Here is a 24708-nt window from a genome sequence, read left to right on the forward strand (position 1 = left end):
GTACGGGCGCCGCCCGTCCGTCGGTTCGTCCGGGTCGGTCGCGATCGGCTGTCAGGTCACATGGCGTCCTCCTTCCCGCGCTCCCGCCGCGCGGAGCCGATGCAGCCCGTACACCGGAAGTGTCGGCCCCGCGCTCACCTGCGCCTATGGCACAGAGACGGGCGCAGGCACTTCTGAGCACCGCGACAGCGCGGCGGAACACTGGCGAACACCGGTGGCACCGGCGGACAATGACGGACAGGCACGGAACATCTGTGACGCCGCCGCCTCGCACCCGGGGGGATGATGATCCATTGACCGAACGGCCGGCGTCCCCGCCCGTCCCGGAGCCCGTGGAAGCATTCGCGGAGCAACTGCGCGAACTGCGGCCGCGCTGCTTCGAACCGACCGAGGCCCGCCTCGCCCTCCAGATGAAGTGCGGGCGCAGCTCGGTGTCCGCGATGCTGAACGGGCGCCGCTTCCCCGGTTGGGCACCGACCTCCGCCTTCGTCAGCGCCTGCGGCGCGGAACCGGCGGACTGGCTGGACCGCTGGCGGGAAGCGAAGCGCCGCCTCGACGCGCCGCGCCGGGGACCGGCCGGACAGGACGGTGCGGCGGCCCCGGCGGCGCTGCCGGACGTCGGCGGTGACGCGCTCCTCGCCGCGACCTGGTACCGCAGCAACCCCGAGTTCTACTCGGCGGCGGCCCGGTACGTCCGGGTGGCCCGGTCGGAGATCAGGGTGACGTACACCCGCCGCTATCCGCCCGACCAGTACACGACCAAGGCCTCCGCCGACTACTTCGCGGACACCCTGGCCTGGGCGCACGAGGACACCGAGGACCAGCGAAGCGTCCGCCGCATCATCGGCATCCCCGAGACCCACGGCGTGCCCGACCGGGACGTCCTCGCCTGGGCCCGGCAGCACCGGCAGGAGACCGGTCGCCTGCTCAACTACGAGGCGAACGTCCTGCGGTGGACGGCGGCGGCCGACGGCCTGAACATGGCGCTGATCGACGACAGCACGGTCTTCCTGACCTTCTCCGGGGGCGCCCACCAGAAACTGAACGGCTTCAGCGTCCAGGCCCCGACGTACATGTCCTACTTCGCCGCCTACTTCGAACAACTGTGGACGCCGCTCCAGCCGCTGGGCGCCTACCTGGACACCACGGGAGGCTGACATGGCGTCGTCGGCCGGCACACCGTTGCCGCACGAGGGCGGCGCCACGGCGCATACTGCCAGGGTGAGCAACGAGTCCTCGGACGAGGTGCCGGACACTGCCGCACAACAGTCCGCCGAACGGGAACGGCGGCTCGAAGAGCGCGAGAAGGAGACGGACCGCCGCGAACGCCACGCCGACCAGCGGGAAGAGCTGGCGGACCGGCGTGACGAGGCCGCCGACCGGCGAGAACGCCTCGCCGATGTCCGGGAGGGCGAGGCCGCCCTGCGGGAACGCCGCGCGGACGACCGGGAGAGAGCCGCCGACCGGCGCGAGGACGCGCTCGACGCGCAGGAGGAGCAGGCGGACCACCGGTCCCGCGCGGCCGGGGAGCGCACCGCCGGCCACCGGCAACGCTCCTCCGAGGCCATCGACCGGGCCCAGGGCCTGATCGCGGCCAGCCGGGACCAGCTCCTGCGCGCCGACGAGGCCCTGCGCCGCGCGGAAGCGCGCGACGATGTCGAACAGCGGGCCGTCGATCAGGAAGTGGCATTGTCGGAACGGCAGAAGCGGCGCGACGGGCATGCGCCACACGACGCCGGCCCGTCGGAGCCACGGCAAAAGGACAGCTGACGGGAGCCTAGGGCGCGTCAACCGGCGCGAGCGCGTCGTCGGCGAAGCGCGGTACCCCCGGGTTCTCGTCGTGGCCGCCGTTCTTCTCGCGGATCCACTTGCCGGCCAGGGCGGGGATCCAGGCCGAGTACTCGCTCCGCGTCAGGTCGCCGGGGACCTCGCCGCCCAGCTTGTCGATGTCCGCCGCGGGGTATCCGCCGGGCGCGTCGATGCGTTCGGCCGGGGTGTCCTTCATCGTCGCGTCCCAGACCTGGAGGGCGAACGTGGTGCAGTTCCTGGCGGAGGTTCCCGCCCAGCCGCCGGTCAGGAGGAAGTTCCAGCTGGGCAGGAGCGTGTACTTTTCGTCGAGTTTGGCGCGCCGCTGGATCTCCTGCTTGAAGGCGCTCTGCTGGGCGCCGGTCAGTGCCGTGCAGCGCGCGGCGCGCGGGGAGTGCGCCTGGCCCTGGTCCTGCTTGCGGCTCGGCCGGTCCCACTCGACCAAGGGCTTGCCGGGGACGTTGATGTCGTAGCCGGTGTAGTTGACGGACATGCCGTCGACCGGGGAACCGTCGCCGTTGATGCCGTCCGGGTCGTTCGGCTGGAAGGAATACGTGTCGTACCGGGCCTCTTCGCCGTTGTCCAGCTTCCGGTGCAGCTTGCCGCCGGTGGTGAAGTGGACGAGCCAGCTGTGGCCGAACACGTGCTGGCTCACGTTCAGTTCGTAGAGCAGCTTGTTCGTCTGCTCGGCGTAGGACAGGTCGCCGTACTTCTTCGTGAAGTCGTCGCTCTTCCACAGCGCGTGGGCCCGCTTGCCGATGTCCCAGACGTAGCCGCCGGTGGTGCGGTCGGTGATCTCGGTGCTGTAGATGCAGAGCACGTTGTCCAGCGATCCGGCGCCGGACGGCCGGGGCCGGTCGGCGGCCTGGGCGGCGGGGGCCTGGAGCAGGCCCAGGAAGAGGGCCGCCGCGGCGCCGGAAGTGATCACGGCGGGTGTACGTAAGGTCATCAGGTGCGGGTGCTTTCCTTCGGTCGGCCGGCGGCTCGGACGCGCCGCCGGCTCGGCGTACCAAGATCATTTCGGTCGACGGTCCCGTGCGCCAAGGGCGGAAAGTCCTGGCCGGGCGGGACTTTCGCCCTTACGGGACCGGGGTGGCCGGGCACCCGGGACGCGGCCCGTGATCAACTGGACCGGTCCGGCCGCGAGGGCGGCCCCGCCGGCCGCGCCGGACGGCACCGTGACACGACGTCCGACGTCTTGACCCCGGGAGAGTGGCCCGCGATGAGCAGCATCAGCTACGAGGACGTACAGGCGGCGGCCGGCCGGATCGCCGGAGACGTGCGGCCGGTCACCGTCGCACCGGCCGACCCGGGCGGGTTCGGACCCGGCGAGGGCTGGCTAGCCTACGAGTTCACCCAGCACACCGGGTCCTTCAAGGCCCGCGGCGCGGCCAACTTCGTCGCCGCGCACCGGGAGGCCGGCACCCTGCCCGAGGCCGGGGTGGTCATCGCCTCCGGGGGCAACGCCGGGCTGGCCTGCGCCTGGGCGGCGGGCCGCCACGGCGTCCCGGCGACGGTGTTCCTGCCGGAGACCGCGCCGCCGGTCAAGGTCGCCCGGCTGCGCCGGCTCGGCGCCGATGTGCACCAGGCGGGCACCGAGTACGCCGCCGCGCTGGTGGCGTCCGAGGAACACGTCGCGCGCACCGGGGCGTTGGCGGCACACGCGTACGACCACCCGCTGATCGCGGCCGGGGCCGGCACCCTGCTGGAGGAGATCCGGGCCGCGCTGCCCGGCCTGGACACGGTCGTGGTCGCGGTCGGCGGCGGTGGCCTGTTCAGCGGGGTCGCCGCGGCCGCGCACCACCACGGCGTACGGGTCGTGGCCGTCGAGCCGGAGAACTGCCGGGCGCTGAACGCGGCGATCGAGGCGGGCCGGGTCGTAGACGTCCCGGTCGACTCCGTCGCCGCTGACTCGCTGGGCGCCCGCCGCGCCAGCCGGATGGCGCTGGACTGGGCGCGGCGGACGGAGGCGGTCTCGCTGCTGGTCCCGGACGAGGAGATCGTGGCCGCGCGCCGGGGCCTGTGGGACGACCGCAGACTGGCGGTCGAGCACGGCACGGCGGCCGCCCTCGCCGCCCTCCGGTCCGGTGCGTACCGGCCCGCGCCGGGGGAGCGGGTGTGTGTCGTGGTGTGCGGCGCGAACACCGACCCGTCGGACCTCGTACGTCCCGGTGAGTGACCCGGGCGGCCCGTTCTGGCGCACGTATTCGACGTACGCATGACTGCCGGGCCGGTCGCCGGGAAGCCGTCCGGGCCCCGGAACCGCCCGGCCCCGCCCTCGTTGTTCCGCCGGTGAGCTGCGCGTCAGCGGTTCCCCGGGCGGTCCGCGGCGCGCGCGCCGCCCCCGTCTCCGTACACCTGTCCAAAGAGATTTGCCGACGAACCGATACACCCGTCGTGTGGTGCTCGTTGGCCCTTTACGGCGCGTGAGTCGCGACCGGTCGCACGGCCCCCGCCACGGCCCGGTCGCCGCCGTACACCAGCACCTTCGTCAGGAGACGGCAAGCATGAACAGGAAGCCAGGCCACCGCGGTCGCCGATTGCCGCTGACCGTCGCGCAGACGGGGATGTGGTTCTCCCAGCAGCTGGACGCGGAGAACCCGATCTACCGCGCCGCGGAGTACGTGGACATCCACGGCCCGGTCGACCTGGCCGTGCTGGACGCCGCGGTGCGCCGCGCCGTGGCCGGCATCGACGCCGTACGGGTCCGGTTCGAGACCGACGAGGACGGCGGCGTCTGGCAGATCCCCGACCTCGCGGACGACTGGCCGCTGCCCGTCGTCGACCTGCGGGAGGCGGCGGGCCGCCCCGCGGGACCGCTGCCCGGCCCGGCCCGGGTGGTCGCGCCGGCCGACCCGTGGACCCGCGCGAAGGAATGGATGTGGGCCGACCTGCGCAAGCCCGTCGACCTGCGCCGCGCCCCGCTGTTCAGCTTCGCCGTGCTGCTGCTGCCCGACGACCACTGCGTGCTGTACATGGCACTGCACCACATCGTCCTGGACGGCTACGGCTTCTCGCTCCTGATCCGGCGAGTCGCCGAGATCTACAGCGCTCTGGAGGCGGGCGAGGAGTGCCCGCCCAGCAGCCTGGGCACCCTGGAGGAGCTGCTGGCCGACGAGGCCGAGTACCACGCCTCCGAACGGTTCGCCAGGGACCGCGCGTTCTGGGCCGAGCGCTTCGCCGGCCGGACCGCCGGGACCGGTCTCGCCAGCCGGCTGGCCGCCGTCCCGCACCGCTTCGTGCGCGAGACCGGCCACCTCCCGCGCCCGCCGCCGACGGACTGCGCTCCCTGGCCCGGCAGGCCCGGTCAGGACTGCCCGTGGTGGCGATGGCCGCGCTCGCGCTGTACGTGCACCGCATGAGCGGGTCCACCGAGGTGACGCTGGACCTGACCGTGACCGGCCGCGTCGGCGCCGTACCGCGCAGCACGCCGTGCATGGTCGCCAACGTGCTGCCGCTCCAGGTCGGACTGGAGCCGTACACGACCGTGCGCGAGCTGCTGCGGCGCACCTCCGAGCAGGCCCGCGGCCTGCTGCGCCACCAGCGCTACCCGTCGCCGTACCTCGTCCAGGAGATGGGCGCCGCGCACACCGGCGGCCCGCTCGGCGACTGGGGCATCAACATCATGGGCTACGACCCGGAGCTGGCCTTCGGACGGCACCCGGCCACCCTGCACAACCTCTCCAACGGCCCGGTCACCGGCCTCGGCGTCAACGTCTACGAGCGGACCGACGACGGCTGCCTGCGCATCGACTTCCAGGCCGACCCGGACCTGTACGACGCCGAGGCCACCGCCGCCCACCAGCGCCGCTTCCTGGCCCTGCTGGACACCCTGGCCGGCATCGACCCCGAACAGCCCGTCGGCGGCATCGACCTGCTGCCCGCCGCCGAGCGCCGCCGGGTGACCACCGGATGGAACGACACCGCCCGTACGGTGCCGGCCACCACGCTGCCCGCGCTCTTCGAGGAGCAGGCCCGCCGCACGCCCGACGCCACCGCCCTGGTGTGCGGCGCCACCACTCTCTCGTACGCCGCGCTGAACTCCCGGGCCAACCGGCTGGCGCACGCACTGATCGGACGCGGTGCCGGGCCCGAGACGTTCGTGGCGCTGGCCCTGCCGCGCACCGCCGACCACCTCGCCGGCCTGCTGGCGGTCCTCAAGACGGGCGCCGCGTACGTCCCCGTCGACCCGGAGCTGCCCGCCGAGCGGATCCGCTTCCTGCTCGCCGACACCCGCCCGGTCTGCGTCCTCACCACGGCGGCGGCCGCCGGGCACCTGCCCGGCACCGCCGCCACCTGGTGCCTCGACACCCCGGCCGCCGCACGGGAGCTGGATTTTTGTCCGGACACCGACCCCACCGACGCCGACCGGGTGACCCCGCTGGCACCGGGCCACCCGGCGTACGTCAGCTACACCTCCGGCTCCACCGGGCAGCCCAAGGGCGTCGTCGTGGAACACCGCCAGCTGACGAACCTGTTCTTCGACCACCGGGCCGAGCTGATCGACCCGGAGACGGCCGCCGCCCGGCGCCGCCTGCGGACCGCGCTGACCGCCGCGTTCTCCTTCGACACCGCCTGGGAGGGCCCGCTGTTCCTGGCCGCCGGCCATGAACTCCACCTGGTCGAGGACGCCGTACGGCTCGACCCGCCCGCCCTCGTCGACTACATCGCCGACCGGCGCATCGACTTCCTCGACCTCACCCCCACCTACCTGCACCAGCTGATCGCCGCCGGACTGTTCACCGGCGAACGGCACCGGCCCCGGATCCTCATGGTCGGCGGCGAGGCCGTCGACGCCGCCCTCTGGGAGACGCTGCGCGCCCTGCCCGGCACCACCGCGTACAACTACTACGGGCCGACCGAGTGCACCGTCGACGCCGTGTACTGCCGCATCGCCGGCCAGGGGGAGCAGCCCGTCATCGGACGGCCGGGACGCAACGTGCAGGCGTACGTGCTCGACGCCGCGCTCAACCCCGTGCCGGCCGGGGTACCGGGGAGCTGTACCTGGCCGGTGACCAGATCGCCCGCGGCTACCTCCACCGGCCCGCGCTGACCGCGGAGCGGTTCGTCGCCAACCCGTTCGCCCACGCGGGCAGCGGATCGGCCGCCGGTACCTGCGGCGACCCCGGGGTGCCCTGCACCTGCGGCGCGCCGGGGTCGCGCATGTACCGGACCGGCGACCGGGCGCGCTGGACGCCCGACGGCGTCCTCGAATACCTCGGCCGCGCCGACGGGCAGGTCAAGGTACGCGGCTTCCGCATCGAGCCCGGCGAGGTCGAGACGGCGCTGGCCCGCCACCCGGGCGTCGCCCACGCGGTGGTCACCGTACGGGAGGACACCCCCGGCGACCGGCGCCTGGCCGCGTACGTCGTGCCCGTCGCCCCCCAGCGCCCGGCCGCCCGCACCGCGCCCGGCCGTGTCCCCGCCTCACGCCGCTCCGGTTCCGGTACCGCCGCGCCCGCACCGGTCGACGCGGACATCCTGCGTGCCTGGGCGTCCGCCCGCCTGCCCGAGTACATGGTCCCCGGCGCCTTCGTCCTCCTGGACCACCTGCCGCTGACCGCCAACGGCAAGCTGGACCGCGCCGCCCTGCCCGCGCCGGAGGCCCCCGCCGCCTGCAACGGACGGCAGCCGCGCAGCCCGCAGGAGAAGGTGCTGTGCACGCTGTTCGCCGAGGTCCTCGGAGTACGGCAGGTCGACGTGGACGACGACTTCTTCGCCCTCGGCGGACACTCCCTGCTGGCGGCCAAGCTCATCAGCCGTATCCGCTCCGCCCTGGGCACCGAGCTGTCCATCCGCGCGCTGTTCGAAGCACCCACCGTCGCCGAACTCGTCAAAGTGCTGCGTACCGGCGGCGGTTCGGACGGGTTCGAGGCCCTGCTGCCGCTGCGCACCCGGGGAAGCCGCCCCCGCTCTTCTGCGTCCACCCCTCCGGCGGCCTGAGCTGGTGCTACGCCGGGCTGCTGCGCCACCTGGACCCGGACGTCCCGGTGTACGGGCTCCAGGCCGGCGGACTGGAGCGGCGCGCGGCGCTGCCCGCCACCTTCGAGGAGATGGTCGCCGACTACGTCGGGCAGCTCCGCGCCGTACAGCCCGCCGGGCCGTACCACCTGCTGGGCTGGTCGCTCGGCGGCGCGCTCGCGCACGCCATCGCGGTCCGGCTCCAGGCCAGGGGCGAGCGGGTGGCGCTGCTGGCCATGCTCGACTCGTGCCCCATCGACCCGCACGGCACGACGGATTCCGCCGTGACGGAGCACGACATCCTCGCCCTGCTCCTGGAGGCGGCCGGGCACGACCCCGACCGGTTCGCACGGCCGCTGACCGTGCCGGGCGTGGCGGCGGTGCTGCGCGGTCAGGGCGGCGGCGACGAACTCCTGGACTCGCTCAAGCGGCACCCGGCGCTCGGCGAGGACCGGCTCACCGCCGTCACCGAGGTGTTCACCAACTCGGTGAAGCTGCTGCCGACCTTCTCCGAGGGCATCTTCGACGGCGACCTGCTGTACTTCCACGCCACCGAGGGCAAGCCCGCCCACGCGCCGACCGCCGAGGCCTGGCGCCACCTGGTCACCGGCCACATCGAGAACCACGACGTCACCTGCACCCACCACGCCATGACCCAGGCGGAACCGCTGGGCCGGATCGGGCGGGAGGTGGCCGCGCGTCTGGAAGCGACGGTGGCGGTGCCCGGTCCGGGGGCGCGGGGGTGAGGCGGGCCGGCCACGGCCGCCCCGCGCGACTGCCGGGCCGAGGTGCCGCGCCCGGTGGTGAGGTCATGGCGCCGCGTAGCGTGCCGCCAGTTCGGACGCCGCGCGGGCGACGGCGGCGCGGAGGCCTGGCGGGCCCAGCACCTCGGCCTCCGTGCCCAGCCGGAGGAGGTCGCCGACCGCGACGGCCGGTGCCTCGACCGGGAGGTCCACCAGCACCCAGCCCTCGCGGTCCGGTGGCCCGGCGGCCTCCAGGGCCCGGCTGCCGGCCGCGCCGAACTGCATGGGCAGCATCCGTTGGGCGCGCGGGGAGATCCGTAGCCGTGCCGTCGCATGGTGCAACCTGGCCTCCAAGCGCTGGGAGGACGCCTCCCAGCAGGCGGCCAGGTCGAAGCCGGCCGGCCGCTCGAAGGGCGTGTCCGTCGTCTCGGCGCTCACGAGGCGGGAGATGCGGTAGGTCCTGGTCCGTACGGCGGTGCCGTCGGCCCCCGGGGCAGTGCCGTCCGGTGGGGCGGTGTCGCCCGGTGGCGGGCCGTCCGTCCAGGCCACCGCGTACCAGATGCCGCTCTTCAGGACGAGGCCGAGCGGGCGCAGTTCCCGGTGCGCCTCACGGCCGTCCCACGCCCGGTAACGGACGTGCAGCGTCCGCTGTTCCCAGACGGCGCGGGCCACGGTCGCCAGGTGGGGTACGGGGTCCGAGTGCCGGAACCAGGCTGCGGCGTCCAGGTGGAAGCAGTTCTGGAGGCGGCGGGTCCGCTCCGCCAGGCCGGGCGGCAGCGCGGCCTGAAGCTTCAGCTGGGCCGTCGCCAGGCCCGCGCCCAGGCCCAGTTCCCGCGCGGCTCCCGGCACGCCGGCCAGGAACAGGGACTCCGCCTCGGCGTCGTTCAGCCCGGTCAGCCGGGTGCGGTAGCCGTTCATGAGCGAGTAGCCGCCGTCCGGGCCGCGTTCGGAGCGGACCGGGACGCCCGCGGCGCCCAGCGCCTCGACGTCCCGGTAGACCGTCCGCAGGGACACCTCCAGTTCGGCGGCCAGCTCGGCCGCGGTCATCCGGCCGCGGTTCTGGAGCAGCAGGAGGAGGGAGAGCAGGCGGTCGGCGCGCATGGGGTCATTGTCGCGCCGTACCTGACAGAAGGTGTCAGGTACGGCGGCCAGACTTCGGGCACGCCGCGCGGACCGCACCGCGCGGCCGGACGGAAGGACCACCATGGCCGCCCAGACCAGCGCCGCACGCACCCGCACCACCGGGCACTTCACCTACGCCGACTGGCAGGAGCGCGCCCTTGGCGAGGAAGACACCTTTTCGCGCCTGGCCCACGCCGCCGTCGTCAACACCTTCGCCGGGGGTATCGCGGCAACCCGGACGACCTGCGAGTACACCATCGTCTACATCACCGAGAAGACCGGCACGTTCACCGGGATGGAGCTGCTGACGGGCACCGTCGACGGGCGGCAGGGCGCCTTCGCCGTGGAGGAGCGCGGCTCGTTCGACGACAGGGGAGTGTGCACTGCACGTTCGAGGTCGTGCCGGGTTCGGCCACCGGGGAGCTGGCCGGGCTGCGCGGTACAGGGGAGTTCACGGCCGAGCAGGGCAGCCCGTCCGTTCCGTACACCTTCGACTACGACTTCGGCTGAGGTGCGACTTTGGCTGAGACAGACCGGGCGCGGCCCGCGCCCCCTGCGGACCCGCTCCCTCCGCCGCTCCGCGCGCGTCCTAAGATCGGTCGTTCGAGGAACAAGGTGTGCGGGCCGCGTCCAGCGGCCCGCGCGCAACGGGGAAGACGGGGAAGCAGCAGTGCAGCGCAACAAATGGATACGTACGGCGGCGACGGTGGCCCTGGTGGTCTCGGCGGCCAGTGCCTGCGGATCGTCCGGGGAACCGGCGTCCGCCAAGGGCACGCCGGTGCCCAGCCCGACGGCCGCGCCGCCCGAGAAGGCCGCTCCCCAGCACCCGGCGCCCGGCAAGGAGGCGCCGGTGCTGGAGCAGATCAAGTACGACCTGGAGAGCCGGGTGCTCTCCATGGGCGGAGCGGTGTCCAAGCCGACCAGCAGCTCCTGTGACACCAAAGAGGTGGGTGACCAGCCCCAGACGTTCACCTGCACCGTGAAGTACATGGGAGTCGACGTGCCCTTCCGCGTCGAGACCAAGGGCGGCTTCATCCTGATGCAGTACACGGCCACGCCCACCAAGGGCGGCGTGCTGACCGCCGAAGGGATGCGGGCCCGGGCGTGGCAGCAGTACGGGATGTACGGGGGCAAGGCGGCCAGGTCGCTGCGCTGCGACAAGGCTCCGGCGGTGCAGCTGGTGCCGCTCGACAAGCCCAGCGGATTCCGCTGCTACGTGGGTGAGGGCGGCCTCAAGGGTGACTACGACGCGATCGTCACCGCCCACGGTATGCGGCTGACGTGATCCGGGTGCCGGGCATCCCACCCCCGTGAGGATGCCCGTCCACCCCCGGCCGCACAGCGGTGCGGTGCTGCGCCGGCCCGGTCCCGTCGACGCCGGAGGGTGCGGACGCGGGCACCGCGGACCGGCGCGGGTACAGCTCACTTCACCGCACCGGGCATTGATTGGCAGCCCCTTTCCGTGCGGCCAATCAATGCCCGCACGGCCGGAAACCGGCCTTGTGGGGTCCCACCGGCCTCCGTACCGTGGCGCTCCTCGGTCAGCTCGGCGCGGAGGCCGTATGGGGCGTCGCGAAAAGCCCGTGGACCCCGGGGCGGGTCCGGTACAGCGGTTCGCGTACGAACTGCGCAAGCTGCGCCTGGAGGCGGGCAGTCCGACCTACCGGGCCATGGCGGAGCGGGCGGCCTACTCGGCCGCCGTACTCTCCCAGGCGGCGGCGGGGGAGAAGCTGCCGTCCCTCCCGGTGGCGCTGGCGTATGTGACGGCGTGCGGCGGGGACACCGGGCACTGGCAGCGGCGCTGGCACGAAGCCGTACGGGAGGACGCGGCCCGCGTCCTCGACGCGGAGGAGGACGGCGCCGTCGCGCCCTACCGCGGCCTGGCCCGTTTCGAACCGGACGACCACGCACGCTACTTCGGCCGTCGGCGGCTCACCGAGGAACTTCTCCGACGGGTGCGGGAACGCCGGGTCGTCGCCGTGTTCGGCCCGTCCGGCAGCGGAAAGTCCTCCCTGCTGCGCGCCGGGCTCATCGCCCGCCTGCGGCAGCCCGCCGCCGACCCGCCGCTCGGCTTTCCCCCGCCCGCCGCGATCCGCGTCCTCACCCCCGGCGCCCACCCCGAGCGCGACGCCGGGCGGCTGTTCGCCCCGGCCGGGACGCCGGGGGACACCTGGCTCGTGGTGGACCAGTTCGAGGAGGTCTTCACCCTCTGCGCGGACCCCGACGAACGGAACGCGTTCATCCGACGCGTGCTGACGGCCCACGACGCCGCGAGCCACCTGCGGGTGGTGCTGGGCGTACGGGCGGATTTCTACGGGAGGTGCCTGGCGCACCGGGAACTGGCCGGTGTGATCCACGAGGCGAGCCTGCCCATCGGCCCGATGACACCGCAGGAACTGCGGGAGGCGATCGTCAAGCCCGCGGCCGCCGAGGGCCTGATCGTGGAGCGGTCGCTGACCGCCCGCCTCGTCGAGGAGATGGCCGAGGAGCCCGGCAGTCTGCCCCTGCTCTCGCACGTCCTGCTGGAGACCTGGCGGCGGCGCCGTGGCCGTACCCTGACGCTCCAGGCGTACGAGGCAGCGGGCGGCGTCCACGGCGCGGTCGCCCAGACCGCCGAACAGCTCTACGGCCGGCTCTCGCCGCAGCAGGCCGGGACGGCCCGCCGGATGCTGCTGCGCCTGATCACCCCGGGCGAAGGGTCGGCGGACACCCGCCGCCCGCGGCCAGGGGGAGCTGGACGCCGGTGACCCCGCCGCCGCCCAGGTCGTCGAACAGCTGGCCAGGGCCCGTCTGATCACGGTGGACCAGGACACCGTGGACCTGGCCCACGAAGCGCTGATCACGTCCTGGCCGCGGCTGCGCGGCTGGATCGAGGAGGACCGCGGACGCCTGATCGTGCACCGGCGGCTGACGGAGGCGGCCGGGCTGTGGGACGAACTCGACCGCGATCCGGGGGCGTTGTACCGGGGCACCCGTCTGGACGCCGCCGAGGAGGCGTTCGCCGCGGAGGAGGCGCGCGGCCCGGCGGAGGCGTTCGCTCCGCAGGAGGCGCCCGGCCCGCAGGAGGCGCCCGGTCCCGCGTCGTCCTCTGCCGACACTCCTGACGAACTCACCCCCTGGAGCGCGCTTTCCTCACCGCCAGCCTCGCGGCGCGCGACCGTGAACGCCGCGCCGCCGCCCGGACCACCCGCCGGCTGCGCCAGTCCGCCGCCACCCTGTCCGTCCTCCTCGCCCTCGCCCTCGCCGCCGGGCTGGTCGCCTGGGACCAGTTCCGTACCAGTGAACGGCAGCGCGACGCGGCGGTGGCCGCCCAGCGGATCTCCCTGTCGCGGCAGCTCGCCGCCCAGTCCTCCGCCCTCATGGGGGACTGGCCGGACCTGTCCTCCCTTCTGGCGGTTCACGCCTACCGGACCGCCCCCACCAAGGAAGCCGTCGCGGGGCTGTTCAGCGCTGTGGACGTGCCGCTGCGGCGCCGGCTCGACGCGCACTCCGGCGGGGTGCGGGCGGTCGCGTTCAGCCCCGACGGGCGCACCCTTGCCACCGGCGGTGGGCGCGATGCCACCGTACGTCTGTGGAACGTGCCTGCCGGAACGGCCCGCGCCACCCTCCCCGCGCCCGCAGAGACCCTCGCCGCCCTGTCCTTCAGCGCCGACGGGCGCACGCTGGCGGGCAGCACCAGTGACGGAGTCTGGCGGCTGTGGGACGTGGCCACCGGCCGTACCCGCGCGACGTTCGGCGGGCACGGCGGCCCGGTGGCGACCACGGCCTTCAGCCGGGACGGCCGCACCCTGGCCGCCGGCGGCACCGACGGCACCGTGCGCCTGTGGAACGCGGCCACCGGCGCGCTCACCGCGACGCTGCGCGGTCACACCGGGAAGGTCGTCTCGGTGGCCTTCGCGCCCGACGGACGCTCGGTGGCCACCGGCAGCCTGGACGGGACCGTACGCCTGTGGGACACGGCCACCGGCGCCGCCCGCGCCCGGCTCGAATCGCCCGCGGGCAGCAACAGAGCGGTCGCGTTCGGCCCGGACGGGCGCACGCTGGCCATCTACGGCAGCAACGAGGCCGCCATCAAGTTGTGGGACATGGCCGCAGGCAAGGTCCGCACCACCCTCGCCGGACCCGCCGGGTACGTGCTCACCATGGTCTTCGGCCCGTCCGGCCGCATCCTGGGCGGCGGCAGCGACGACGGCACCGTACGGCTGTGGGACGTGGCCACCGGCGCGAATCTCGGCACCCTCCCCGGCCACGCGCGCCGCGTCAGCTCGGTGGCGTTCAGCCCGGACGGGCACACGATGGCCAGCGGCAGCGACGACGGCACGGTCCGGCTGTGGAACACCGCCCTCGGTGACGTGCTCACCACTCTGACCGGCCACTCCGGGCCGGTGGGCGCCGTGGCGTACGGCCGGGGCGGCCGTACGCTGGCCAGCGGCAGTGACGACGGCACCGTACGCGTCTGGGACCTGGGCACGCGCGGGATCCGGACGCTCGGCCGCCGGTCCGGCAGCGGCGGGAGCGACCGCGTCCGCGCGGTGGCGTTCAGCCCCGACGGCCGCACCCTCGCCACCACCGGCCGACACACCGGCCTGCGCATCTGGGACGTGGCCACCGGCAGACTCCTCGCCACACTGGCGCGGTTCACGGGGAAGCGGTGGCCTTCGGTCCGGACGGCCGGACCTTGGCCGGTACCGACGGGTCCGGAGCGGTGTTGCTGTGGGACACCCGCAGCCACCGGAGCCGGACCCTGTCCGTGTCCCGTACCGATCCGGCCACTTCGGTCGCCTTCAGCCGGGACGGCCGGACCCTGGCGAGCGGGAGCCGGGACGGCCCCGTACGGCTGTGGGACGTGGCCACCGGCCGGGCCCGGAACGTGCTGACCGGCCCCCGGGGCAACGCCGGAGTGGTCGCGTTCAGTCCGGACGGCCGTACCCTGGCCGGCGGCGGCGCAGACGGGTCGGTACGGCTGTGGGATGTGGTCACCGGCAAGGCCCGTACCACCATCACCGGGCACACCATCGGCGCGCTGGGCGCGGTGGCGTTCACCCCCGACGGCCTGACCCTGGCCGCCAGCGGGCGCGACACCGGCAGCGTACGGCTGTGGGACGTGGCCACCGGCCAGGCCCGCGCCACCTACGCGGGCCAGACCGGCCTCGTACGGTCGGTGGCGTTCAGCCCCGACGGCCGCTCGCTGGCCACCGGCAGCAGCGACGGAGTGGTACGCCTGCGGGAGGTGTCCCTGCCCGGCCCTGCCGAGTCCGTCAAGAGAATCTGCCGCGCCGTCAACCGCGAGCTGACGCGCGCGGAACACGCCGCGTACCTGCCGGACGAGGCGCCCCGCAAGGTGTGCGGGACGTCCTGAGGCAACCCCGAACACATGTGCCCCTGTTGGAGTGCTGCGTACCGTCTGGTGCGGGGGCTCCGTTGGAGGTAGGAGGTAGGCGGGGCTGCGCGCGAGGGACGGGAGGGCCCGCCCGGCGCGCAGAGCTAGGGGGCGTCATGAGCACTCCGGCAGCGCTGCGCCTGCTGCGCGGCACCGACCTGCTGGACCTGTCGTTCGGTTTCGCCGGGCTGACGGTGGAAGGGACCGGCGGGGACCGGCGGCTGGTCCGCGCGAACGCGCAGGCGGACGGCTGGATCGCGGTCACCTTCGGACCGCAGCACGCGGTGGAACAGGCCTTCAGCGACGAAGTGCCGGGGAGTCCCGCGACCTGCCGGTGGGCTCCCTGATCAGCGGCCGGAGCGTCCTCGTCTTCGAGGTGGGCCCGCGGGACGCGGTGCCGTTCACCGAGGACGGACTGCTCGACGCCATGCGCAGGCTCCCGCTGCGCGTCGTGGACGCGGCACGCGAACCGGACACGCCGGCTCCCGTGGCACCGGTGTTCCGGCCGCCGCCCGTCACACCGGACGGGCAGGACGCCGCGGCCCGCGCCATGGCACTCGTGCGGCTTCTGCGGACGACGACCGAACTCACCGCCCGCTTCGGCCCCGAGACCTCGCGCGCCCTCGCGGAAGCGGCGGGTGCGACGGCGGGGGGCGAGGCGGCGGCGGAAACGGAAGCCGCGGTACCGGCCGTATCGGAGGGAACGGAAGCGGGAGCACCGGCCGTGGCGGCCGGGCCGCAGGACCCGCTCGCCGACCCGGCCCGCCCCCGTACCGGCATCGAACTTCCCTACCGGCTGTACCTGTCGCCCTCGCAGAAGGGCAGGTGGATCCACCGGGGCAGGATTCCGGCGCCCGAGCCGGGCGCCCGCGTCCCGCTCTGGCACACCCGGCTCGACGCCGGGACGGTCCGCGCGGTGTGGAACCGCGAGCGCGGCGGCGACCCGGGCGCGCCGTACGCCTTCCGGCAGGCGCTGGAGCCGGACGACCGGCGGGACATCGTCGACCTCACCACCGGCGCGGGCCTGCTCGAGCCCGACGGCAGCCCGTACGTGCCGCAGCCCGTGTCCGTACGGCTGCTGATGCTCTCCACGGCCGGCGGCTGGCTGGACGGCCTCGGCTCCTGGCCGCGACGGCCGCGCGGCGTCTCGCTCTCCGAATGGCGCCACCGGGCCACCATGGGACGCGACCACTACGTCCGGGTGATGCGCGAGGGATTCCTCTGCCCCTTCGGGCACAAGGCGGTGTATGTCCGCGTCACCGAGCGGAAGTTCGACGACTCCCGGGCCGCCTACCTGATCCAGCGGGAGTTCGTCGTGGTGCGGCAGCCGCTGCGCACGTACGACCCGAAGACCGCGCTGCCCACCGGTCCCGAGCCCACCAGCGACCTGGCGAACGTGCTGTTCCCCTTCACCAGCGTGCGTCTGGACACCGTGGAGACCCCGAACCTCGTACCGCCCGCCGACCGGCGCAAGTTCTTCCCCGCGACCCCCGCGGAGCAGCCGTTCCACTTCAAGGTCACCGCGGTCGACCACGGCGGGAACGCCGTCGAGTTCCGTACGCCGCTGCTCTTCCTCGACGAGACGCTGGCCACCGGCGCCGGACTCGCCGCGGCCGTCGCCGAGTACAACGCGCTGGACCGCGACCCGCCGACCGCCGCGGCCGCGCCCGGCGCCGCGGCGGCGGAGCACCCGGTCGAGGCCAGCGCCGACCTCCTCGGCCAGTCGGTGGCGCTCGCGCCCGTCCTGCGGCCCGACGACACCCGGCTCGACGTGGCCCGGATGGTGTGGGGCATGGCGGCGCCGCCCGCGCTGGCCGACCCGGCGCCGGGCGACCCGGCCGTGTCGAAGAACGCGCAGTTCCTGCCGCAACTGCGCTGGGCACAGGCGGTCGTGCCCGCCGTCGGACGGCTCAGCGGTACGGACGCCACGGTGCCCGTCGCCTATGCGAAGCGGTACGCCCTGTCCGGCTTCGACACCGTCGGCGGCCCGGTCCGCAAGGCCAACGCGGGGCAGGTCTTCCTCAGCCTGCTCACTCCCGAGAGCCGGCCGCTGCGAATGGACTTCGGCCGGCAGAGCGACCGGTCCGGCGGCCTCACCGCGCCCAGCATGATCGTGTCCGGACTGTCCCGTCTGACCGGACCGGTCTCGGGCGTCCCGGCCGTCGGCGGCGAGGACCCGCTCCAGCTCATCGCCGACGGAACCTTCCGCCCGGAGGAGTTCTTCCGCCCGCTGGACGTCCTCGACGCGGTCGGCCCGAGCCTGCTGGGCGTGGTGCCGCTGGCCGAGGTGATCAAGGGTGTGGACGGGCTCGGCAAGGCCTTGAAGGTGCCCAACTTCTTCACCGAGACGGTCAGCGCGGTCACCGGCTTCCTCTCCGACCTCGGCCGTGCCCGGCAGCTGCTCACCCACGAACTCGACCGCTATCCGCCCGCCGCCCGGCAGGTCGCCGACACGGCGGAGAAGTTCGTCACCGTCGTCGGCGACTTCGTGGCCCAGGGACTCGCAGGCCGCACCGGGCCGATCACGATGCAGCAGGTCGACGCGGCCTTCACCGCCTTCGCCACCGCGCTGACCAACCTGCTGAACACTCTGCCCGCCGGTGCCGACCCGGGCGTACGGGCCCTGCTCACCCGCGTCCAGCAGCAGATCGCGACCTGGACCCGGGCCGCCGGAGAGGTCGTGGCGCTGCGCGACGCCGTCCAGCAGGCCGCCAACGGCTTCCGGCTGCCGGAGACCGTCAACGCGCGCCTGGAGTGGAACCCGGACATCCAGCCCGTCCTCCTGGACGGCTCACCGGTCTTCCTGCCGGACGCCGACGGACGGCTGTCCCTCGTCGTGGACCTGCGCGGCTCCCTGCGCCGGGATCTGAGCGTCGGTGCCGACGTCAGTTGCAGCCTGGAGAACTTCGCCCTGATCCTCGTGCCGAAGTTCAACGCGCTGCGGCTGAGCTTCCGGCACGTCCGCTTCACCGCCCGGGCCGGCCGCAAACCCGACATCGACGTCGTCCTCAAGAGCGTCGACTTCATCGGCCCGCTCTCCTTCGTCCAGACGCTGCGCAAGCTCATCCCGGTGGACGGCTTCAGCGACCCGCCGGGCATCCAGGTCACGCCCTCCGGCATCGTCGCCCGGTACGGGCTCCCGCTGCCGAACCTGGCCATCGGCGTGTTCAGCCTGGAGAACCTGCGCCTGGACGCCTACCTCGACCTGCCTTTCCTCGGCCGGTCACTGGAGATCGGCTTCTCCTTCTGCAGCCGGCAGGCGCCCTTCCGGCTCACCGTCTCGCTGCTCGGCGGCGGCGGTTTCTTCGGCATCGTCCTGACACCCCAGCGGGTGGCCGTCCTGGAGGCGTGCCTCGAATTCGGCGCCGCCGTCTCGCTCAACTTCGGCGTGGCCAGCGGCAGCCTGTCCGTCATGGCGGGCATCTACTTCCGCCTGGAACTGCAGACCGGGGAGTCCCGGCTGACCGGCTACTTCCGGGCCCGCGGCGAGGTCGACGTCCTCGGCATCGTCTCCGCCTCCATCGAGATCTACCTCGACCTCACCTTCGACACCGCGACCGGAACCGTCTACGGACGGGCCAGGATCTCGGTCAGCGTGCACATCGGCTTCTGGTCGCAGTCGGTCACGATCGAGTGCGAGAAGCGCTTCGTGGGCAGCGGGCCGCCCCCCGCCCCGCTCGGCGGCGCGGGGGCCGCGGCGCAGGAGCCACCCCGGCCGCCTACGTACGCCGAGATGATGGCGCCCTACACCGACCCGGCCACCGGCGCCCGGCGCGACCCCGTCACCGAGTACTGCACCGCCTTCGCGGAAGTGAGCTGAGCCATGCCCGAGACGATCCGGTGGACCGTACTGCCCGACGGCCCGGCCGCCGACGGCACGCTGCGGCTGACGGTGCTGGTCAGCCCCCGCCTCACCGGCGGCACCCGCCTCGACGCCTTCCAGGGCTTCCGCGACTGGCCGGACACCCTGCGCAAGTACGCGCCCGCGCTCCAGGTCGCCTTCCGCGCGCCCGGCACCACCGGGCCGGGCGTCCTCGTCCCCGCCACGGTCCAGACCGGGCGCTTCCCGCCGGCCGACAGCGCGCTGTGGACCGAGCTGTTCAAGCCCGACACGGTCGTCCACGCGCCCTCCGGTGCCTTCACCGCCACGGCGGCACCGCTCCCGGTGCTGCGCTCGTTCCCCGCCGGGGCGGTGCACGACCAGGTCACGGCGCTGTACGAGGCGGCGGTGAGCGCGACGGCCGACCGCCGGGCGAACCCGCCGGCCGAAGGCAGCGAGCTGAACCTCGCGGCGCCCCTGGAGGCGCAGGGGCCCGCCGCCGACTGGGACCACCCCCAGGGCAGCGACCTCACCGACGTCCTGACCCGCACCATCCGGGCCTTCTCCGGCCAGGTCGGCACCACCTACCCCCGGCTCGACGGCCTCCTCGGCGCCCCGCCCGCCGGACGGCAGGACGCCACCGCCGACCCGAACCCGTACCGCCCCCGGCACATGGACCGCGCCGCACGCGACTACACGCAGGACAGCGCGCTGCTCGGACTCGCCGAGATGTACCGCTTCTACGACCGGGCCGCACGCCCTGCGGCCTCCGCCGCCGTACCGTCCCAGGCCGCGTCCGAGGCCGAACCGCCCCCGCAGGCGCCGGACTTCGACTTCCACACCGCGTGCGCCCTCCTCGCCGACTACCCCGAACTCCTGCGCCGCTTCGGCCTCGCCCTCGACCTGCTCGTCACACCCCCGGCCGGCCTCGCCGACCGCTGGCAGGCCCGGGTGACCTTCACGGCCGCCCAGGAACACCTGAACGCCGACGAGACGCTGCGTCCCTGGACGGCGCTGAGGTACGTCCCCGGCCGGCGCTTCGAACCGTACGCCGCCGACGACGGCTTCCACGGCCACCGGATGCTCAGGCTGGGCGCCGACACCGTGCACACCACCGACCTGGACCTCGACGGCGCCGCGATGAAGTTCGTCGAGTTCTCCCGCGTCATCGACCAGTACCTCAGCGGTACGGGCGAACCGGGCACGGCCGTCGCCGCCGACCCCACCGCCGTACCGGCCCTGCACGGCGCGGGCCTGACCGTCGTCCACGACGACCGCGACCGGACCCTGGCCGACCAGATGGAGGCCGACGCGCGGCACACGGCGGGCGTCGGCCCCGGCGGGCAGCCCGTCGCCGCCGCGGTCCTGGACGCCGCGCACCTCGTCCGCGGCCTGCGCGTGGACGTCGGCGTGGCGGACGAGCGGACCGGGCGCGTCACCGCCTGGTACCCGCTGTGCGCGCGGACGGGGGAGTACGCGATCAGGCGGCCCGGCGCACCGGCCGTACCGCTCACCGCCGCGCCCGACGAGGGGCACGTCAAGGCGTCCGCCGTCACCCGCGACCGCGCCGCCGACCACCAGCTCTACGTCCACCAGGCGCTGTTCGGCTGGCACGGCTGGAGCCTGGCCGCTCCGCCGCCCGGCCGGACCCTCGGCGCCGACAACCGGCCTCAGGTGCCCGCACCCGAAATCTCCGACCGCTTCCCGCTCGCCGCCACCTTCCGGCCGACCTCCGGCACGCTGCCCGCACTGCGCTACGGCCGTACGTACCGGCTGCGCGCCCGCCTGGTCGATCTCGCGGGCAACAGCCTCGGGCCCGGGGCGCCCGCCGTGGAGGGCACCGCCACCGAGCCCGTCACGTACGGCCGCTGGGAACCCGTACCGCCGCCCGTGATCGTGCCGAGGTGGCCGTTCCTGGAAGGCGAGTCGGAACCGCACCTGGTCATCCGCAGCACCGTCGACGAGGACGGACGGCCGCTGTCGCCCGGGGAATGGGCCGATCTCCGCAACCCGCAGGTCCCCGACCACGGGAAGAACTCGCCCGCCGACGGCCTCGACCGCCGCTACCGCGCCTTCGACGAGCGGCACCTCAGCCCGCCCAAGAGCGCGCTCCAGATGGCCGAGCAGCACGGCGTGTACGACGCCGCCTTCGGCCCCGGCAAGTCCGAGGCCCTGCGCCGCCAGTACTTCGCCGCGGCGTCCCGCGAGGCGGGCAGCTACCTCGATACGGTTGTCAGCCTCCCCGAGGATCCCCGCGTCACCCGCGACCTGAAGGCCGCGAAGGAGATCCACGTCGCCAAGCACAGCCCGCACGACACCTCACCCCTGACCGAACTGCCGGTGGCACGCGGCGACGGCCTGCGCACCGGCGAGTACGTCGTCCACGACGCCGAACGGCTCCTGCTCCCGTACCTGCCCGACGTCCCCGCCCGCGGCATCGCCCTGCGCGGACTGCCGGGCACCGGCGCCGACCCCCACCGCACCTACGACTTCACCGGCACCTGGCCCCAGGCACGGCCGCTGCGGCTGCGGATCGTGGAGGGGGACCGCCCGCCGGACCCGCCGGTGGGCGGCGTCCTGACCGTGTACGTGCCGAAGGCGGAGGTGGTGACCGTCCGGATGAGCTGCCGGATCGCGGAGGCGGACCTCCCGCTGTTCCGCGTCTGGCGGCTGCTGACCGCCTCGCCCCTGTGGAACGACCCGCGGCGCCTGACCCCGGAGCAGCAGCGGGGCCTGACGGCCGCGTCGGCGGCCGGCGAGAACTGGATGATCACGCCGTGGACGGAACTCACCCTCGTGCACGCCGTCGAGAAGCCGCTGGCCCCGCCGTCCCTGGCCGGTCTGCGCTTCCGCCGTACGGCCGGGGAGACCTCCGCGCTGGTCTCCGGCACGCTGACCCTGCACGCCAGGAGCACCGGCCGGATCGACCTCGACGCGACCTGGGAGGAGTGGCTCGACGACGTCAAGGAGTCCGCGCCCCGCCGCGTGACCGGCTACGACCACGTGGGCGACCTCACCACCGACCGCTTCCGGGACACCCGCGCCTTCGACGGCGTACGGCACGACTTCCGCGACACCCGGCACCGCAACGTCACCTACACGCCGACCGCGACCACCCGCTTCCGCGAGTACTTCCATCCGGTGATCACCGACCGCCCCGAGCTGATCACCAGCCGGGGCCCGGCCGCCGCCGGACCCACCGGGCGGGGCTGGCCGGTGCCGCCACCCGCCGCCCCGAGCCGCCCGAAGTGAGCCACACCGTCCCCACCTTCACCTGGGAACGCACGGTGGACACCGAAGCGCACCGGGTGACCAGGACCCGCCGGAGCGCGGGCGTACGCGTCCACCTCCGCCGCCCCTGGTTCAGTTCGGGGGACGACGAACTCCTCGCCGTCGTCCTCGACCCCGGCAGCAGGCTCCCGGCCGAACTGGTCACCCGCTGCGGCACCGACCCCGTATGGGCGAACGACTCCGTCCTGCCGCGCCTGCGCCCCGCCAACTTCCCGAACGCCGCGGTGACCGCCACGGGACGGCTGCTCGCCGAGACCGTCGGCGGCGCGCCGGCGGCGGTCACGGTCGCCGCGTACGTGCCGGAGTACGACGCACAGCTGGGCCTCTGGACCTGCGACATCGACGTGGACCTCGGCGACCTGGCCGACAGCCCCGCCTACTTTCCCTACCTGCGGCCGGTCTTCGCCCGCTACCAGCCGTACGCCGTCGATCCCCTGCACCTGTCGAAAGCGGTCACCGGGGAGTTCGTCCAGCTGATGCCCGACCGTACCGTCACCGCCGCGATGACGGCCGACGGCCGGATCCGCGTCGGGCTGCGCGGCCCGGCCGCCGCCAACGACGCGGGGGAGTTCGCCGGGCCGGGACGGGACGGCATGGCGGCCAGTCGCCGCGTCACCGCCACCGTGCAGCAGCGGGCCCGCTCCGGCAGTGACCTGGACTGGACGGCGACCGACGCCACGGCCGAGCTGACCTGCACCCCCGACGGCACCGGCTTCGCCTGGACCGGCGAACTGACCCCGCCGCCCTCCCGGTTCCCGTCCCCGAGCCTGTACCGGCTCCTCGTCGAGGAGTCCGAGACCTGCTTCACCGACCGTACGACGGCCACCGGCACCCTCACCGCGCACGGTGTCACCCGTCCGGTGGCCCGGCGCCTGGTCCACGCGGATTTCTTCGGGCTGACGACGACGGTGTTCGGGCGGGTGGTGCTGGAGGAGTAGGGGCCGTCGCCCGCCCGCCCGTCCGGCCCGCCTGTCGCCCCTGTCGTCCCGGTGCCTGATCCGGGGCAACGGGGGCGTCGGCCTGCGCTCTTGCCCCCAGGGCAAGAAGCGGTGGGAAAAAATTCCGGTCCCGGTGTGTGAGGCACCGACGCCGGGACACAAGAGCGTCAGTGCTTCGGAACCGCAGGCACCCCGTCCCAGAGGGGCCAGTCTGCCGATTTCCGGTGAGTGGCCACTCATCTGCCTGCGAACCGCCCACAAGCGTCTAAGGAGAGCCGGCGATGGCCACCACCATGATCGCGCGCCGCCACGGGCGCCGTCACGACGACCCCGACACCAGCGAGGAACTCCGGCTGCTCGTCACGCTGCCGGACGGGCCCAAGAAGGAGCGGCTGCGCCAGCGTGTGATCACCGCGTGGCTGCCGCTGGCCCACCGGCAGGCCGTGCGGCTGCGCGAGCGCGGCGAGCAGCTGGACGACCTCAAGCAGGTCGCCGCCCTCGGCCTGGTCAAGGCGGTCGACCGCTTCGACCCCGAGCGTGCCGACGCTTTCGAGCAGTTCGCCATCCCCACCATCACGGGCGAGCTCAAGCGGCACTTCCGTGACCACACGTGGGACGTGCACGTGCCCCGGCGCACCCAGGAGCTGCGCAACAAGGTCCGCAAGGCCGTACGGGAGCTGAGCACGACCCTGGACGGCCGGTCGCCGACCGTGGCGCAGATCGCCGAGCACGCCCGGCTCCCGGAGGACGACGTGGTGCTCGGGCTGGAGGCGCTGGAGACCTACCGGTCCCTGTCGCTGGACGTGGCCCTGGACCGCAGCGGCGACAACGACGACTACACGCTCATGGACACCCTCGGCACGGCCGACGGCCGCTTCGGCCTCATCGAGGACCGCGAGACGGTCAAGCCCGCGCTGGCCCGGCTGCCCGAACGCGAACGCCGCATCCTCTACCTGCGGTTCTTCAAGGACATGACGCAGAGCGCCATCGCCGCCGAACTGGGCCTGTCCCAGATGCACGTCTCCCGGCTGATCAGCCGGGCCCTGGCCCGGGTCCGGGCGGAGGTCGAGCGGAACAACGCGGAGCCGGAGTTCCGGGCCGCCGCCTGAGTGCGCGGGGCCTGCGGACCGGCCGCTGCGACGGTTTCGCGCCGTGGCCGGTGCCGGCGGCCGCCGGGTGTCCCCGAGGGCGCTCGGCGACCGCCGGGACGTCGAGCCGCTGTCTCTCCATCCGCGACGCCCGGGTCGGTGCCCGGAGCATCGACACCGACAACAACGACGGCCGCATCAGCCGTGAAGAGTATTTCGTGGCCTGTCGTGACCTCTGTTCCAGGGAGGCGCCGAGGACCGCATCAGCCAGGTGTCGGGGCCGCTGACCCGTACCTGAAAGCCCGCGGAGTACGAGAATGCGCGGGACGCGGAGAGAAAGACCGCGAGATGCTCCTCGGGGATGCCGATCAGCGGGCAGAGGACGGCCACGGTGAGCGGTTTGTGTACGCGGCGTGGTCACCGTGCGGCGGGCGGATCCACGTCAGTACGGGGCGGCTGCGGAACTGTTCGTATTCCGGGCCGACGGTGAGCCCGTACGGCTCGGAAAAGGGTGATCCACGGGTTCGGGGTGTGTCCACGGAATCTCCATCACGGTATT

Annotated in this window: 11 protein-coding genes and 3 pseudogenes; 12 read left to right on the top strand and 2 right to left on the bottom strand. The window is 73.9% G+C overall.

Translation table 11 applies throughout. The features are described from left to right. Positions 1-332 precede the first annotated feature (332 nt). Positions 333-1157 (top strand): hypothetical protein, encoded by an 825-nt coding sequence (locus ACEXOX_RS40735; RefSeq protein WP_406525712.1) that lies wholly within the window; start codon positions 333-335, stop codon positions 1155-1157. Positions 1158-1221: 64 nt separating this feature from the next. Further along, complete coding sequence (locus ACEXOX_RS40740) at positions 1222-1770, top strand: hypothetical protein (protein WP_406525713.1); 549 nt, start codon at positions 1222-1224, stop codon at positions 1768-1770. 7 nt (positions 1771-1777) lie between these two features. Here ACEXOX_RS40740 and ACEXOX_RS40745 read toward each other — a convergent pair whose 3' ends face one another. Beyond that, positions 1778-2755 carry a hypothetical protein gene (locus ACEXOX_RS40745; protein ID WP_406525714.1) on the bottom strand — a complete coding sequence of 326 codons (978 nt, stop codon included), beginning with the start codon at positions 2753-2755 and terminating at the stop codon, positions 1778-1780. 273 nt (positions 2756-3028) lie between these two features. On the opposite strand from ACEXOX_RS40745, the gene ACEXOX_RS40750 reads away from it, so the two are divergent. Both ACEXOX_RS40750 and ACEXOX_RS40755 read left to right on the top strand, forming a co-directional pair. Further along, on the top strand, positions 3029-3985 hold the full coding sequence (locus ACEXOX_RS40750) for a threonine/serine dehydratase (RefSeq protein ID WP_406525715.1): 957 nt from the start codon (positions 3029-3031) through the stop codon (positions 3983-3985). A gap of 328 nt (positions 3986-4313) precedes the next feature. Beyond that, positions 4314-8513: pseudogene (locus ACEXOX_RS40755) on the top strand (amino acid adenylation domain-containing protein). A 63-nt stretch (positions 8514-8576) separates the two neighbouring features. Here the strand turns inward: ACEXOX_RS40755 and ACEXOX_RS40760 are convergent. After that, positions 8577-9611 (bottom strand): helix-turn-helix transcriptional regulator, encoded by a 1035-nt coding sequence (locus ACEXOX_RS40760; protein WP_406525716.1) that lies wholly within the window; start codon positions 9609-9611, stop codon positions 8577-8579. A 103-nt stretch (positions 9612-9714) separates the two neighbouring features. On the opposite strand from ACEXOX_RS40760, the pseudogene ACEXOX_RS40765 reads away from it, so the two are divergent. From ACEXOX_RS40765 to ACEXOX_RS40800, 8 genes and pseudogenes are all read left to right on the top strand, one after another. Beyond that, a pseudogene (locus tag ACEXOX_RS40765) lies at positions 9715-10142 on the top strand (DUF3224 domain-containing protein). 160 nt (positions 10143-10302) lie between these two features. Next, complete coding sequence (locus tag ACEXOX_RS40770; protein ID WP_406525717.1) at positions 10303-10917, top strand: hypothetical protein; 615 nt, start codon at positions 10303-10305, stop codon at positions 10915-10917. A gap of 277 nt (positions 10918-11194) precedes the next feature. Next, positions 11195-14991, top strand: a pseudogene (locus ACEXOX_RS40775) (hypothetical protein). Between the two features lie 137 nt (positions 14992-15128). Next, positions 15129-15359 carry a hypothetical protein gene (locus ACEXOX_RS40780; protein ID WP_406525718.1) on the top strand — a complete coding sequence of 77 codons (231 nt, stop codon included), beginning with the start codon at positions 15129-15131 and terminating at the stop codon, positions 15357-15359. After that, positions 15347-18832 (top strand): hypothetical protein, encoded by a 3486-nt coding sequence (locus ACEXOX_RS40785; protein ID WP_406525719.1) that lies wholly within the window; start codon positions 15347-15349, stop codon positions 18830-18832. The genes ACEXOX_RS40780 and ACEXOX_RS40785 overlap by 13 nt, the downstream gene beginning before the upstream one ends. 3 nt (positions 18833-18835) lie before the next feature. Beyond that, positions 18836-22084, top strand: a complete 3249-nt coding sequence (locus ACEXOX_RS40790) for a hypothetical protein (RefSeq protein WP_406525720.1) — start codon at positions 18836-18838, stop codon at positions 22082-22084. After that, complete coding sequence (locus ACEXOX_RS40795; RefSeq protein WP_406525721.1) at positions 22081-23061, top strand: hypothetical protein; 981 nt, start codon at positions 22081-22083, stop codon at positions 23059-23061. Before ACEXOX_RS40790 ends, ACEXOX_RS40795 begins: the two co-directional genes overlap by 4 nt. Positions 23062-23342: 281 nt before the next feature. Then, entirely contained in the window at positions 23343-24170 is an 828-nt protein-coding gene (locus ACEXOX_RS40800; RefSeq protein WP_406525722.1) for a SigB/SigF/SigG family RNA polymerase sigma factor, read from the top strand. The last annotated feature ends 538 nt before the right edge of the window (positions 24171-24708 follow it).

Origin of the sequence: Streptomyces sp. Ac-502, assembly GCF_045222935.1 — a bacterium.
Taxonomy (GTDB): domain Bacteria; phylum Actinomycetota; class Actinomycetes; order Streptomycetales; family Streptomycetaceae; genus Streptomyces; species Streptomyces monomycini.